Source organism: Thioclava sp. UBA3469 (assembly GCF_002378135.1).
Lineage (GTDB): Bacteria > Pseudomonadota > Alphaproteobacteria > Rhodobacterales > Rhodobacteraceae > Thioclava > Thioclava sediminum.
In genome coordinates this window covers 1-13,039 of the sequence record NZ_DFRG01000060.1, presented here as the reverse complement: position 1 = coordinate 13,039, position 13,039 = coordinate 1, and the positions used below count along the sequence as shown (strand labels likewise).

Annotated in this window: 11 protein-coding genes and 1 pseudogene; 2 read left to right on the top strand and 10 right to left on the bottom strand. The window is 63.4% G+C overall.

Annotated features, from left to right (window positions below; all coding sequences use genetic code 11):
* Both B3D39_RS05015 and B3D39_RS05010 read left to right on the top strand, forming a co-directional pair.
* A pseudogene (locus B3D39_RS05015) lies at positions 1-1,469 on the top strand (lysine decarboxylase); the annotation flags it as partial.
* Positions 1,470-1,576: 107 nt separating this feature from the next.
* Entirely contained in the window at positions 1,577-2,653 is a 1,077-nt protein-coding gene (locus B3D39_RS05010) for an alcohol dehydrogenase family protein (protein WP_274962193.1), read from the top strand.
* Positions 2,654-2,728: 75 nt separating this feature from the next.
* Here the strand turns inward: B3D39_RS05010 and B3D39_RS05005 are convergent, their stop codons facing one another.
* The 10 genes from B3D39_RS05005 to B3D39_RS04960 all read right to left on the bottom strand — a co-directional run bounded on the left by B3D39_RS05005 (position 2,729) and on the right by B3D39_RS04960 (position 12,638).
* Complete coding sequence (locus B3D39_RS05005) at positions 2,729-3,034, bottom strand: DUF4342 domain-containing protein (RefSeq protein WP_274962192.1); 306 nt, start codon at positions 3,032-3,034, stop codon at positions 2,729-2,731.
* A 231-nt stretch (positions 3,035-3,265) separates the two neighbouring features.
* Complete coding sequence (locus tag B3D39_RS05000) at positions 3,266-4,804, bottom strand: amidase (RefSeq protein WP_274962191.1); 1,539 nt, start codon at positions 4,802-4,804, stop codon at positions 3,266-3,268.
* A gap of 228 nt (positions 4,805-5,032) precedes the next feature.
* Positions 5,033-6,031 (bottom strand): acetamidase/formamidase family protein, encoded by a 999-nt coding sequence (locus tag B3D39_RS04995; RefSeq protein ID WP_078570139.1) that lies wholly within the window; start codon positions 6,029-6,031, stop codon positions 5,033-5,035.
* Between the two features lie 45 nt (positions 6,032-6,076).
* Complete coding sequence (locus tag B3D39_RS04990) at positions 6,077-6,790, bottom strand: ABC transporter ATP-binding protein (protein ID WP_078520223.1); 714 nt, start codon at positions 6,788-6,790, stop codon at positions 6,077-6,079.
* Positions 6,783-7,499, bottom strand: a complete 717-nt coding sequence (locus B3D39_RS04985; RefSeq protein WP_078520224.1) for an ABC transporter ATP-binding protein — start codon at positions 7,497-7,499, stop codon at positions 6,783-6,785. The genes B3D39_RS04990 and B3D39_RS04985 overlap by 8 nt, the downstream gene beginning before the upstream one ends.
* Positions 7,499-8,569 (bottom strand): ABC transporter permease subunit, encoded by a 1,071-nt coding sequence (locus B3D39_RS04980; RefSeq protein ID WP_078570137.1) that lies wholly within the window; start codon positions 8,567-8,569, stop codon positions 7,499-7,501. The genes B3D39_RS04985 and B3D39_RS04980 overlap by 1 nt, the downstream gene beginning before the upstream one ends.
* 1 nt (position 8,570) lies before the next feature.
* Entirely contained in the window at positions 8,571-9,443 is an 873-nt protein-coding gene (locus B3D39_RS04975; RefSeq protein ID WP_078520226.1) for an ABC transporter permease subunit, read from the bottom strand.
* 104 nt (positions 9,444-9,547) lie between these two features.
* On the bottom strand, positions 9,548-10,783 hold the full coding sequence (locus B3D39_RS04970; RefSeq protein WP_078520575.1) for an urea ABC transporter substrate-binding protein: 1,236 nt from the start codon (positions 10,781-10,783) through the stop codon (positions 9,548-9,550).
* Between the two features lie 41 nt (positions 10,784-10,824).
* Entirely contained in the window at positions 10,825-11,481 is a 657-nt protein-coding gene (locus B3D39_RS04965; RefSeq protein ID WP_274962190.1) for an ANTAR domain-containing response regulator, read from the bottom strand.
* Positions 11,478-12,638: a transporter substrate-binding domain-containing protein gene (locus B3D39_RS04960; protein ID WP_274962189.1), complete on the bottom strand. Its 1,161-nt coding sequence runs from the start codon at positions 12,636-12,638 to the stop codon at positions 11,478-11,480. The genes B3D39_RS04965 and B3D39_RS04960 overlap by 4 nt, the downstream gene beginning before the upstream one ends.
* Positions 12,639-13,039: the final 401 nt, after the last annotated feature.

The following is a 13,039-nucleotide window of genomic DNA, read 5'->3' as shown; positions in this document are numbered from 1 at the left end:
CGATCCCGGTCTTCCTCAAGCCCACGCGCAACCACTGGGGCATCATTGGCCCGATCCAGCGCTCGGAATTCGAACCCGAGGCGATCCGTGCCAAGATGAAGGCAAACCCGCTACTGGCCGATTACGACACCGACAATGTCCAGCCCCGGATCATGACACTTACGCAGTCGACCTACGACGGCGTGCTCTACAATACCGAAGTGATCAAGTCGCTTCTCGACGGCTGGGTCGACAACCTGCATTTCGACGAGGCGTGGATCCCCCATGCCGCCTTCCACCCGTTCTACGGCCAGTATCACGCGATGGGCCGCAAGCGCGAGCGCACGACCAAGTCGATCACCTATGCGACGCAATCGGTGCACAAGCTGCTCGCCGGGATTTCGCAGGCGAGCCATGTGCTCGTGCAGGACAGCAAGGAAGAGAAGCTCGACCGGCATCTCTTCAACGAGAGCTACCTGATGCACACCTCGACCAGCCCGCAATATTCGATCATCGCAAGCTGCGACGTGGCGGCGGCGATGATGGAGCCTCCGGGCGGCACCGCGCTGGTGGAGGAAAGCATCGTCGAGGCGCTCGATTTCCGCCGCGCGATGGTAAAGGTCGAAGAGGAATACGGCCCCGAGGACTGGTGGTTCCAGGTCTGGGGCCCGACCGATTTCCGCGCCGATGGCGACGGGATGGCCGCGACCCGCGACTGGGTTCTCAAGAAGACCGATGCCGAGGGCGTCGAGACCACCGGCTCGGATAGCTGGCACGGCTTTGGCGACATGGCGCCGGGCTTCAACATGCTCGACCCGATCAAGGCCACGATCATCACCCCCGGACTCGATATCGAAGGGCGTTTCGACGACAGCGGCATCCCCGCCTCGATCGTGTCGAAATACCTCGCCGAGCATGGCGTCGTGGTCGAGAAGACCGGGCTTTACAGCTTCTTCATCCTGTTCACGATCGGCATCACCAAGGGCCGCTGGAACACGCTGCTGGCCGCGCTCCAGCAGTTCAAGGACCATTACGACAAGAACCAGCCGCTATGGCGCGTGATGCCGGAATTCTCGGCGAAATTCCCGCGCTACGAGCGCATGGGGCTGAAGGATCTCAGCCAGCACGTCCATTCGCTTTACGCGAAATACGACGTCGCGCGGCTCTCGACTGAGATCTACCTGACCGACCATCACCCCGAGATGACCCCGTCGGAGGCCTTCTCGCATATCGCGCGGCGCAAGACCGAGCGCGTCTCGATCGACGAGCTGGAGGGCCGGATCACGACGAGCCTCGTGACCCCCTACCCGCCGGGCATTCCGCTGCTGATCCCGGGCGAGGTCTTCAATGCGAAGATCGTGGATTACCTGCGCTTCAACCGCGAATTCGCCCGCGAATGCCCCGGCTTCGAGACCGATATCCACGGCCTCGTGACGGAGACCAGCGAGGACGGCAAGACGCATTACTTCGCGGATTGCGTGGCGCGCTAAGGCGGGCCCGATCAAGCCTCGAGGCTCAATATAAGGGCGCGGCTCGGTTTATTCCGACCGCGCCCTAACTCATTTCTCAGACGGATCGGTTTCGAGAGGAAAGCAGCATGAGCGACACGCCGAAGGGTACGATGATGGCCGTGGTCACGACCGGGACGGGCGGCTACGAGCGGCTCGACTACCGCGAGGTCGCGATGCCCGAACCGGAGCCCGGCGAGGTGCTGCTGCAGGTGCTCGCAGCAGGCATCAACAACACCGACATCAATACGCGGCTGGGCTGGTATTCTTCTGACGTCAAATCCGGCACGCAGGAGTCGCGCGAAGACGTCGAGCATGCCGATGGCGGCTGGAGCGGGGCCACGCCCTTCCCGCTGATCCAAGGCACCGATTGCTGCGGCCGAGTCGTCGCGGTGGGCGACGGTGGCGATGCGGCCTTGATCGGTGCGCGGGTTCTAGTCCGCTCCTGCATGCGCGAGAAAGATTTCTCCTCGATGGACACGGTCTGGCTCGGCTCCAATTTCGACGGGGCCTTCGCGCAATATGTGAAAGTGCCCGCGGGCGAAGTCTTCGCCATCGACAGCGACTGGAGCGACGCCGAACTCGCCACCCTGCCCTGCGCTTATGGCACCGCCGAGAACATGATCCACCGCGCAGGCGTCACCGCGGGCGAGCGCGTGCTGGTGCCCGGCGCCTCGGGCGGCGTGGGCTCGGCGTTGATCCAGCTACTCAAACGGCGCGGCGCGGAAGTCGTTGCCATCACCAGCGCCGCCAAGCGCGAGATGGTGCTGGAGATCGGCGCGGACCAAGTGCTCTGCCGCGAGGACGATCCCGTAGCGGCGATCGGCGAGAACAGCGTGGATGTGGTGATCGACAACGTCGCCGGGCCGGGTTTTGGGACGATGCTGAAACTGCTCCGACGCGGCGGGCGCTATGCCTCATCAGGCGCGATTGCCGGACCAGTCGTGGAGCTGGACATGCGCGACCTGTATCTCAAGGACATCACCCTGATCGGCTGCACCGCATGGGACGCGCCGGTCTTCGGCAACTTGATCTCATATGTCGAGAAAGACGAAATCCGGCCCCTGCTGGCCGCCACCTACCCGCTCGATCAGATCGCTGAGGCGCAAAAAGTGTTTCAGGAAAAACGCCACGCCGGGAAAATCGTTCTGATCCCGCCGTCCTGACGCGTTGGCGCCGGATATAAGGGTCGGAGCGCAAGCACCACGCGAATGGCGCTCCCGCTCCGCCCGGGCCGGTGCCTATTCGTCCTTCTGATCGTCGTCGTCAGGCTCCTCGACCCGCTCGATTTCCACCTTCACGCGGGTAGCCAATCCGGCGATCACGCCGAGGACGGCCAGCCAAGGCGCGGCGAGCACCACGACCCCGCTGACGACGAGGCTGAGGTTGAGGGGCGCCTCGACGAAGGGATCCCCACCGGCGGAGCTGATACGTAACTGGCGCACGCTCCCCTCCTGCGCCAATTCCTTGACGCGATCGACGAGTTGGTTGCCAGCGACCTCGATTTCTTCCCAAACGGTGCGCTCGGGCTTCTTGTCGTCTTCCATCGAACTGTTCCTCTCGAATTGTGGGTAAACACGGAGGTAATTACGGCAGCGCGCATCGGGCACGTCGCTTTGCCACGGCTCGCGGCGCAGATGGAAAGGAACACGATTCCACAGCCCGCACCTTGATCTTCGTCAGGCACAGGACAAAAGGGCCGCTGCGGCGTGCGCTCGGGCAAAAGCCGAGTTCACGCCGCAACGGCCACGTGATGCTGTGACGCCGATTAGCCCCGATCAGACCGCAGGTTTGCGGTGCAGCGTGCCCTGCTCATAGGCATAGGCGCATTGGATCAAGGCGTGCTCGCTCCACTGCTGGCCGAGGAAAATCAGCTCGAACGGCGCGCCGGAAGCGTAGTAGCCCGCGGGCACGGTGACGCCCGGAATGCCGGCGATGTTCAGCTCCCCGACGGTGGTCTCGAGGATCGCGTCGCCCGAATGCAGGCCCGGCAATTCGCAGAGCATCTGCGGGTAAACGAGCGCGTCGAGTTGATGGCGCGCGAAGACTTCCTCCATCAGCAGCAGATAGGTCCGCTTCAGGGCCGTGAACGCGGGCAGCGCAGGCGGCGTGGTCGGAGATTTCACCGCCTCGACGAAATCAGGCAGCTCGTTGAGGAAGCCGAGGATCGCCCCCTTCGCGAGCACGTTTTCCTCCTTGGTGGCGTCGACGAACTCCTCCCAGGTCTTGATCGCCGCATTCGGACCCAGCCGCTCGAGATATTTCGTCATGTCATAGGGGATAGATTCCAGCCCCCGCCCGTCGAAGAAGGGCGTGCCCGGCGTGATCTCGCGATAGCTTGCGAAATCGGTGCCCGCGAAGGGGTCGTCGACCAGAACCGCGCCGAGGTCTTCCAGCTCACTTTTCGCACGATCGTAGAGATCCGACGCCTCGTGCGAGAGTTCGTTCTTCCGCCAGCCCGGCCCGTACAGCCCGATCCGCTTGCCCTTCAGTCCGTCCTTCGACAGGCCCGAGGCGTAGCCGCCTTCGGGGATCTTGTCGACGCAAGCCAGCGTCTTGGGATCTTCGGTGGTGAACCCCGCCAGGACATCGAGGCCGAGGGCGGCATCCGTGACAGTGCGGGCAATCGGCCCGACCACGTCGCGATTGCCCGAGAGCGGCACGACCCCGGCATTCGGCACCAGCCCGATCGTCGGCTTGATGCCCACCAGCCCCTGCGCCGAGGCCGGGTTCTGGATCGAGCCGCCGGTTTCCTCGGCCAGCCCCATGACGCACATATGGGTGGCGACCGCCGCCGCCGTGCCTGCGCTCGATCCGCCCGGCGCACGATCCTCGATCGCGGGGTTGATCGTGGGACCGGCCCAGCTGTCATTGGCATGCGTTCCGGTCCAGCTGAGGATCGGGACGTTGGTCTTGCCGAGGATCACCGCATCGGCGGCGCGCATCCGGGCCACCACCGGGCTGTCGCGTTCGGGCATCAGATCGACGCCGCCCGTCCCGGAATAGAGAAGCCGCCAACCGGCCGTGGTGGGGATGCCCGCCATGTCCATCGGATCCTTCACGACGATCGGCACCCCGGCCAGCGGCCCGAGCGCCTCGCCCGCGGCGCGCCGCCGGTCGATGTCGCGGGCGGTCTCGAGGGCTGCGTCATTCTCGAAGATTATCGCGTTGTATTTGCGGTTCAGCGCCTTGACCTGAGCCATGCAGGCTTCGGTCAGCGCCTGTGCAGTGAACGCCCCCGAAGCCAGCCCCTCCTGAACGGCGGCGACGGTGAGCGTTCCGAGGTCGGGCAGATCGGGTTTCGTTTGAGCGGACATGAGAGACTCCTTTTCCGTTTGGCGGGCATGGTGCCGCCATCGCCCGAGCCGGAGCCGGGCGGGGTGGATCGAAAGTGACAAAGCTCGACCCGTGGCGCGAACCGCTGAGGCCGCAGGGACGGTCGAAGCCGGGAAGAAAAAGGTCGCCCCCACCCAAGAAGCTGCCCTCCAAGGCAGAGGCGACAGGTTAAAGACCGCGCAACAAGGGATAGGGGCGCGGCCCTAAGCTCATTCAGCGATGCCGACGATCGACTTCAGGACCGAGGCCCCGACCGTGTATTTCGGGTCGACCATGTTGCCGAGGCGCACGCGGCCGCACTGGGTCAGCAGCATGTAGGCGTCGATCTCGTCGAAGCCGAAATCGGCGGCCATCCAGCGGATCAGCTCGCGGTAAGCGCCGCGCGCGGCGTCTTCCATCGGGCGTGCCGAGCCGACCGTCATGTAGAACTCTTCGTTCTCCAGACGCGGCGTGCTGATCGTCCAGTTCTTGATCAGGTCGATGCGCACGGTGGTCACGGTCGGGTGCTCGACCGCAACGCCGCAAAGCTCACCGTCGCCCTGGGCTGCGTGGCAATCCCCGAGGAACAGATACCCGCCCTCGGTCTGCACCGGCAGATAGACGACCGCGCCCGGTGCGACATCGGGAAGGTCCATGTTACCGCCGTAATAATCCGGCACCAGCGAGGAGATCGCCTCGGCGATCGGCGCCGTGCCGATCGTGCCGATGAAGGGCTCGTAAGGCAGGCTGATCTTGTCGTTCCACTTGGTGCCCTCCTCGACGGTGATGTCGAGCTTGCGCACCACCTCGGGCAGCGGCGCGGTCAGCAGCGCGGTCTCGAAGGTGGGAACCAGACCGCCGAATTCCGGCATGATCACTGTGGTCCCCCGAGGCTGCGGCCCGCGCGGCACGATGCTCTCGATATAGACCGCGATCGTGTCGCCCTTCTCGGCGCCGTTGACGTAGATCGGGCCGTTTTGCGGGTTCAGGAACGGGAAGTTCAGGATCTCGGTCGGCTTGTCGGTCTCCGACTTGATCGCGCCTTCGAACGCGTCATGGGTCTCGGCGCTGACGACGGTGCCCGGATCGACGGTCAGGACCGGCTCGATCCCTGCGGTGTAGATGTAGGGATAGCTTCCCTGCTCTTCCTCGGTGATCGTGCGCTTCTCGAGGGTCTGACCTTTCGCCACGCCCTTGCGCGCCATGATGGATTCTTCAAACCAGCTCATAAGTTGCTCCTTTTACTTGCAAATTCCATGATTGTTCCGGGGAGATCAGACCGACAGGTATCGCCGGATCGTGTCGCGGTCCTGCAGCATCTCGCGGTCGAGCTCGGCGACGATCCGGCCCTTGTCCATGACGTAGCAGCGCTGCGCCATCGCCCGGATCATGTCGACATTCTGCTCCACGAAGACGACGGTCACGCCAGTCTCGCGGTTCAGCTCGACCATGATGCGCGCGATGTCCTGCACGATGTTCGGCTGGATCCCCTCGGAGGGCTCGTCGAGCAGGATCATCGACGGATCGCCCATCAGCACGCGCCCGATGGCGAGCTGCTGCTGCTGACCGCCCGACATCGTGCCCGCGCGCTGATCTGCGCGCTCCTTGAGGATCGGGAAATAGCGGAAGATCTCTTCGACCTTGCCGGGGGTGGATTTGCCCGCGATGCTTTCGCCGACGAGCAGGTTTTCCAGCACGGTCATGCGCGGGAAGACATCGCGGCCCTGCGGCACATAGCCGATACCCTTGCGCGCCCGTTTATGCGCCGAGAGCAGATCGATCGACGCGCCGTCGAGGTTGATCGACCCCTTGTCGGTCGACAAAAGCCCGATCAGCGTCTTCATCAGGGTCGATTTGCCGACCCCGTTGCGCCCGATCACGGCGACGATCTCGCCCTCGCGGACCTGAAAATCGACGCCCTGCAGCACCGGCTTGCCGCCGTAGCCCGCATTGAGTTCGATCACGTCGAGAAGGACATCCTTACGCATCGACTTCTCCCAGATAGATGGCGGCGACACGTTCATCGGCGGTGATCTCGTCGATGGTGCCCTGCGCGAAAATCTTGCCGAAATGGAGCACGGTGACCTGGTGGGCGATCTGGCGCACGAAGGCCATGTCATGCTCGACCGCCAGCAGGGTCATCCCCTCGCGGTTCAGCTCCTGAAGCATCTCGCCGGTGGCGAAAGTCTCGTCGGGCGTCATCCCCGCGGTGGGTTCGTCCAGCAGCAAAAGGCGCGGTTTCAGCGCCACCGCCATGCCAATCTCAAGCCACTGTTTCTGCCCGTGGCTGAGATTGCCGGCGAGCTGCTTGCGATCCTGCGAGAGTTTCAGGAACTCCAGCAGCCGGTCGATCTCTTCTTGCAGGATCTCGGGCGCGACATGGTGCTGAAGCGCGATCGTCAGGTTCTGCTGGACGCTCAGCTCCTTGAAGATGCCGGGCACCTGGAACTTCACGCTGATCCCCTTGCGGATGCGCTCGAACGGCTTGGCACGGGTGATCTCTTCGCCGTCATAGAGGATCGCGCCGCTATCGGGCAGATGCTCGCCCAGGATCAGCTTGAAGAAGGTGCTCTTGCCCGCCCCGTTGGGACCGATCAGGCAGTGCATCTCTCCGGGCTGAAGCGCGAAATCGACATTGCCCGTGACGTGGAGCCCGCCGAAATGCTTGTTGAGCTGGCGTGTTTCGAGAATGGCCATCACCGCTCTCCTTCCAGTTTGGATTTCCGGCGCATGAAGGGCGAGAGCAGCGCGATGACGATGCCACGCGGGGCGATCAGCACGGTGATCACCAGCAGCGTTCCCATCACGATCAGCGCGTATTGGCTGCCGTAGATCGTGAGCGACTGGAACACCATCAGCACCGCGAGCGTGCCGATGATCGTGGTCGTGAGGTCCGTGCGCCCACCGACCGCGACCCAGACGATGGGCAGCGAGGCCGCCGTCATCCCCATCGAGGCGGGCGTGATGTAGTTGCCCCAGGAGGTGTAGAGCACACCCGACAGCCCGGCGAGCGCGGAGCCGATCACGAAGGTCGCCAGCTGATACTTGCGCACGTCATAGCCCAGCATCTCGGCGCGCATCGGGTTCTCGCGGATCGCCACGATGACATTGCCGAAGCGCGAATTCACGAGGATGCGCAGGCCGAGATAGCAGACCAGCAGCAGCGCCAGCGTGACGTAGTAGAGGGTCACATCCGGATAGAGCACGATATTGCCGCCCGGCCACGGGATCGTCAGCGAGGGCATCGCGCCCATACCGTTGAACCCGTTCAGACGCGCCTTGCCGATCGCCCATTCGGGCCCCGCCGTCTGCGCCATGAAGCGCTCGAGCACCAGCGTCACCGAGAGCGTCACGATGCCGAGGAACACGCCGCTGATGCGCCCGAAGAACAGGAAGTAGCCAAGGATCGCCGCGAAGAGCGCGCTCAGGCCAACCGCCAGCACCAGCGAGAGCAGCGTCAGGCCGTAGGCGTCGCCGAGGTTGATCGTCAGGACCCCGTAGGCGTAGCCCGCGACCCCGAAGAAGGCGGTCTGGCCGAAGCTGAGCGCCCCGCCATAGCCCCAGATCAGGCTCAGCCCCATCGCCATGAAAAGCCAGTTGAAGAAGTAAACGTTATTGCCGACGTCGTAGCTGTCCGCAAAGGCCGGATAGGCGCAGGCGGCCAGCAGGACGACGCTGAAGCCCGACCAGAATTTCGGTCCCTTGCCGAGGGTTTGCGGCCCCTCGATGAGCTTCAGAATGGAAGTGAAACGGGATGCGCTGCTCACGTCAGGCCCTTTCTTTCAGGATCTTGCCGCTGATGCCGCGCGGCAGGATGCGGATCACGATGATGACGGCGATGAGCATGCCGATCTGACCGGCAAGCTGGCCCTGCCAGGAGGTCAGAGATGCTTTGATGAAGCCAAGCACAACCGCGGCAGGCGCCGTCCCGAGGAAGATGTCTGCGCCGCCCACGACGACGGTCACGAAAGCCTCGACCATGAAGGCGGCCCCCATCGTCGGCACGAGCGTCATCGTCGGCGCGTAAAGCCCACCGGCAAGCCCCGCGAGCGCCGCGCCCAGACCGAAGGTCAGGCTGTAGATCAGGTTGGTATTGACCCCGAGCGCCTCGGCCACATGCGGCACCTGGATCGTGGCGCGGGCAAGGATGCCGAAGCGCGTCTTGGTGAACATCAGCCACAAGGCGGCCAGCGTCGCGAGCGCCATCACCACGAGCACGATGCGATAGATCGAATAGGAATAGTCGCCGACGGTGAAGCTGCCGAAGGGCGTGCCGCTGCCCGCCATCGTCGTGCCCAGCACGATCAGCGTGCCTTGGGTGACGATCATCGAGATCCCCCAGGTGGCCACGATCGTATCGAGGGGACGTTTGTAGAGCGGTCGGATCACCACGACCTCGACGATCATCCCGGCGATACCGGCGGCCAGAGAGCCCAGCGCGATCGCGATCGGAAGGGGCACGCCCATATGGGTGGCGCTCGTCGAGACATAGGCGCCGCAGAGGATGAACTCGCCATGCGCGAGGTTGATCACGCCCATCATGCCGAAGATCACCGCGAGGCCGCAGGCGCTGAGCACGAGGAAGGCGAACGCGTCTCCGAACTGATAGAAGAAGCTGAAAAGAGAGTAGAGGAACTCCATAGACCGTCCCTTTCTTGGTGGCCGTCGTTCAGGGAAATCCGGGCAGGAAAATCCGGGAGGGGACGGATGCGGAGCCAAGGGGCCCCGCATCCGCAAGTGTCGGATTACTCCGTCGGCAGGTGCGACGGGGTGTACTGGTCGCTCGGATCGTTCTGGGTCAGATCGCAGCCGACATCGCCCAGCCAGTAGGGCTTGATGTCATCCCATTTCTTCGGGAACTCGATCGAGTGATCTTCGAGCACATGGGCCAGATAGATCGTGTGCGAGGTGTGCTGGCTCTTCGGATCGATGCACATCTCACCCTCGGGCGCATCGTAGCACAGGTTGCCATCGGCGAGCGTGGCGCGCACATCTTCCAGAGCGGTGGAGCCGCCGGCTTTCTCGACCATCTCCTTGTAGAGATAGACCGCCGCGTAGGAGTTCTCGGCTTCCTGGTTGATGTAGGGCTCGTCGGGGAACATCGCGTGGAACTTCTCGACGAAGGCCTTGCTTTCCGGCGTGTCGATTTCCTCGACATAGTTCACCGTCGCATACATGTCCTTCAGGCTCGGGGGCGTGAAGCGCTTATGCTCGTAGCCCTGGCCCACGTTCACGGACGACGCCATCGGCAGGTCGACATTCGCCGAACCGGCCTGCTCGTAATAGGACGACTGCGCCGTGCCCACCAGCAGCGTCACCACGAAGTCGGGCTTGGCGGCCTGAATGTTCTGGATGGTCTGCGAGAACTGCGACACGCCGAGCGGGATGAACTCTTCGCCCACCATCTCGCCGCCATTGTCCTTGACGATGTTGCGCACCCATTCGGCCGAGATCTGACCGAAGTTGTAGTCGGCGGCGATGGTGTAGACGTTCTTGCCGTACTTCTCCATCATGTAGGGGATCAGCGTGGAGAACTGCTGCTCCGGCACCGCGCCGGTGACGATCATGTTCGCGTCGCAGACGCCGCCTTCATACTGGTTGTTGTAGAAGGCCAGCCCGTCGAACTGGTTGACGATCGGGCGATAGGCTTCACGCGAGGCCGAGGAGAAGCCCGCGAAGACCACGTCCACCTTGTCGCGCTGCAGCACGCGGCGCATGAATTCCTGATAGCGCGTGTTGTCCGACTGGGTGTCGTAGGTCACCAGCTCGATCGGACGACCGGCGATGCCGCCCGCGTCGTTGATCTCCTTGGTGGCCAGCTGGATGCCATGCACCTTGCCGATGGTCGCGAGGGCGAAATCCCCCGACTGGTCTTCGAGCACGCCGATCTTGATCGGCTCGGCGTCCTGAGCCATCACGGGCCCTGCAAAAGACAATAGGGTAGCGAGCACCGAAGCGGTGCTGATCAGTTTCCTGGTCATTTTCAACTCCTTGTTGAGGTTTTTCCGGGTGCCTTGCTGGGCTAGCGCGCCTGACACCTCTTTTTCGTTTCACCGCGATCGAGATCGCTGTCCGGGTTTGCCAGCATCAGGGACTCGCAGTGGTCCTCGACGCTGACGCGCGCGCGCATGCTCTCCTTTCTCAGAAGGTCATATGCGGCATCTTCGTTAAGCCCGCGCTGGCGCATGAGCGCCGCGACAGCCTTGATGACGTAAATCCGTTTGCGGCGGCGTTCGCCCATATCGTCGAGGCTCGCCTTGAGGCCGTCGATTTGCTCGAACGCGTTCACGCCCAGATAGAGAGCGGAATAGACGGCGCCGCTATGGATCGGTTTTTGCAGGAAGGACGCGGCCCCAAGCTGGAGCATCGCCTTGAGACGGCTCGGCGCTTCCGTTCCCACCAGCCCCACCGTCGGACACGGCGCATGCTGGGGCGACAGGTTGTAGCTGTCGGGCCAGGTCTGCGGCAGGTTCAGGTCGCCGTCGATGATGACGAGGTCGGCCTCCGGGCTGAGGTCTTCGGGCAGCTCGAAATCCTGGCGCAACGGGAGGGGACGGACATCCGGCTCCAGCCCGAGCCTGCGCAGCGTGGCTTCGAGAATACCCAGCGAGCGGCCCTCGGTGGTGAAGATGACGGCCCTGCGGCCGCGGAAGTTTTGCGCGATCCGGGGTGCCTTCATTGTACGACCCTCACGTTCTTGCGCCGCTCCGCCGGCTCGAACGCCGTCGTCGAGGACACGAGGTAAGGGTCGGCCGCGATGGGTTCGGGCGCTTCGAGCAGGATGTCGAATTCGAAATCCGCGCGCGACAGCCCGATGCGGGGCGTGAGCGCGGCATGGTAGGTTTCATGGTCGATCGTGACCCGGCCTTGCGGCGCATCGAAAACCTGACCTGCAGCCGCTTCGAGAACCGCCCCCACCGACGCGGTGCCCGCATCGGCGATGGATTTCGCGAGCATATGAATGGCGACATAAGCGGCTTCGGCTTCGGCGGAAACGACAGGTCCCTCGGGGAAGGCTTTGCCATAGGCCTCGACGAAGCGCTTGTTGCGCTCACCCGCGAGGGACGAGAAATAGACGCTGGAACTGATCTGCCCATCCGCCCCTACCGGGCCGATCGCGCGAAGCTCGGGCTCCGAGAGGTTACAGCTCGCGATCGGGAAGCGCGTGGTCTGCTCGATGCCGCGCGCCTCACAGGTCTCCCGGAACGCCCGGAAGAACGCGTAAGAGGACTCGCCGATCAGCGCGTTGAACACGAAATCAGGCTTGGTCTCGAGGATCTCCTCGATGATGGCGGCCATATCGGTCTCGCCGACCGGCAGATACCGCTCCGCCACCACTTCGCCGCGGCGCCGCTGAAGTTCCTCGCGCATCACCCGGTTGCTTTCCCAGCCCCAGATATAGTTCGAGCCGATGCAATAGGCGCGGCGACCGAAGCGGGCGCAGAGGAAATCGATGAGCGGTGACATGTGATGGTTCGGCGCCGCACCGGTGTAGATGACGTTGGTCGAGCTCTCGAAGCCTTCGTAATGCGTCGGATACCAGAGCAGCGCGTCATGCTTCTCGAAGAGCGGGATCACTTCCTTGCGGCTCGACGAGGTGTAGCAGCCGCAGATATGGCGGATGCCGCGATCGAACATGCTCTGCACCGCCGGCGCGTATTTATGCAGATCACTCTCGGGGTCGATATGGACGGGATGGAACGTGACCGCCGCGCTCGGATCCGCGTTGATCTCATCACAGGCAAGCTGCGCGCCGTTAAGCTGCGTATGCGCGACTCGACCGTATGCGCCGGTGGTCGAGAAAAGCAGGCCGATCTGTAGGTCGAGACGTGTCATTTTCGATCTTCCAACGACAAAAACCCCCAGAAGCAGAAACTGCTTTGGAGGCGGAATTGCCGACATATCTGAGGGTTCAACGCGCCATGACGAGCACATTTGCTCGGCGCTTACCTCAAGCTAGGGAATCGATCACGAAGGTGTCAATAGACATGTTACTTCGCAGTGGCCGCCCCCCTCTCATGCCCACACATGCACGTTATTGAAGCTGTTCCCAAAGCAGACTGCCCGCAAATTGAGCGCAACCCGGATGCTCAGGCAGGTCTCGCCCTCCTTCGAGGTGTGATGTTCTGAGAATGAGCCCTCACCCCCTGCTGGCGGAGGCTTTCCCGGCATACGACGGGATCGTTCTTGGGCATGGAAGCGATGCGCTGGCGGAGGAGGTGGGATTCGAACCCACG

Coding starts and splice junctions, on each gene's coding strand:
- B3D39_RS04975 (WP_078520226.1), bottom strand. CDS start 9,443: ATGGAGTTCCTCTACTCTCTTTTCAGCTTCTTCTATCAGTTCGGAGAC.
- B3D39_RS04995 (WP_078570139.1), bottom strand. CDS start 6,031: ATGAGCTGGTTTGAAGAATCCATCATGGCGCGCAAGGGCGTGGCGAAA.
- B3D39_RS04970 (WP_078520575.1), bottom strand. CDS start 10,783: ATGACCAGGAAACTGATCAGCACCGCTTCGGTGCTCGCTACCCTATTG.
- B3D39_RS05000 (WP_274962191.1), bottom strand. CDS start 4,804: ATGTCCGCTCAAACGAAACCCGATCTGCCCGACCTCGGAACGCTCACC.
- B3D39_RS05010 (WP_274962193.1), top strand. CDS start 1,577: ATGAGCGACACGCCGAAGGGTACGATGATGGCCGTGGTCACGACCGGG.
- B3D39_RS04990 (WP_078520223.1), bottom strand. CDS start 6,790: ATGCGTAAGGATGTCCTTCTCGACGTGATCGAACTCAATGCGGGCTAC.
- B3D39_RS04985 (WP_078520224.1), bottom strand. CDS start 7,499: ATGGCCATTCTCGAAACACGCCAGCTCAACAAGCATTTCGGCGGGCTC.
- B3D39_RS04965 (WP_274962190.1), bottom strand. CDS start 11,481: ATGAAGGCACCCCGGATCGCGCAAAACTTCCGCGGCCGCAGGGCCGTC.
- B3D39_RS04960 (WP_274962189.1), bottom strand. CDS start 12,638: ATGACACGTCTCGACCTACAGATCGGCCTGCTTTTCTCGACCACCGGC.
- B3D39_RS05005 (WP_274962192.1), bottom strand. CDS start 3,034: ATGGAAGACGACAAGAAGCCCGAGCGCACCGTTTGGGAAGAAATCGAG.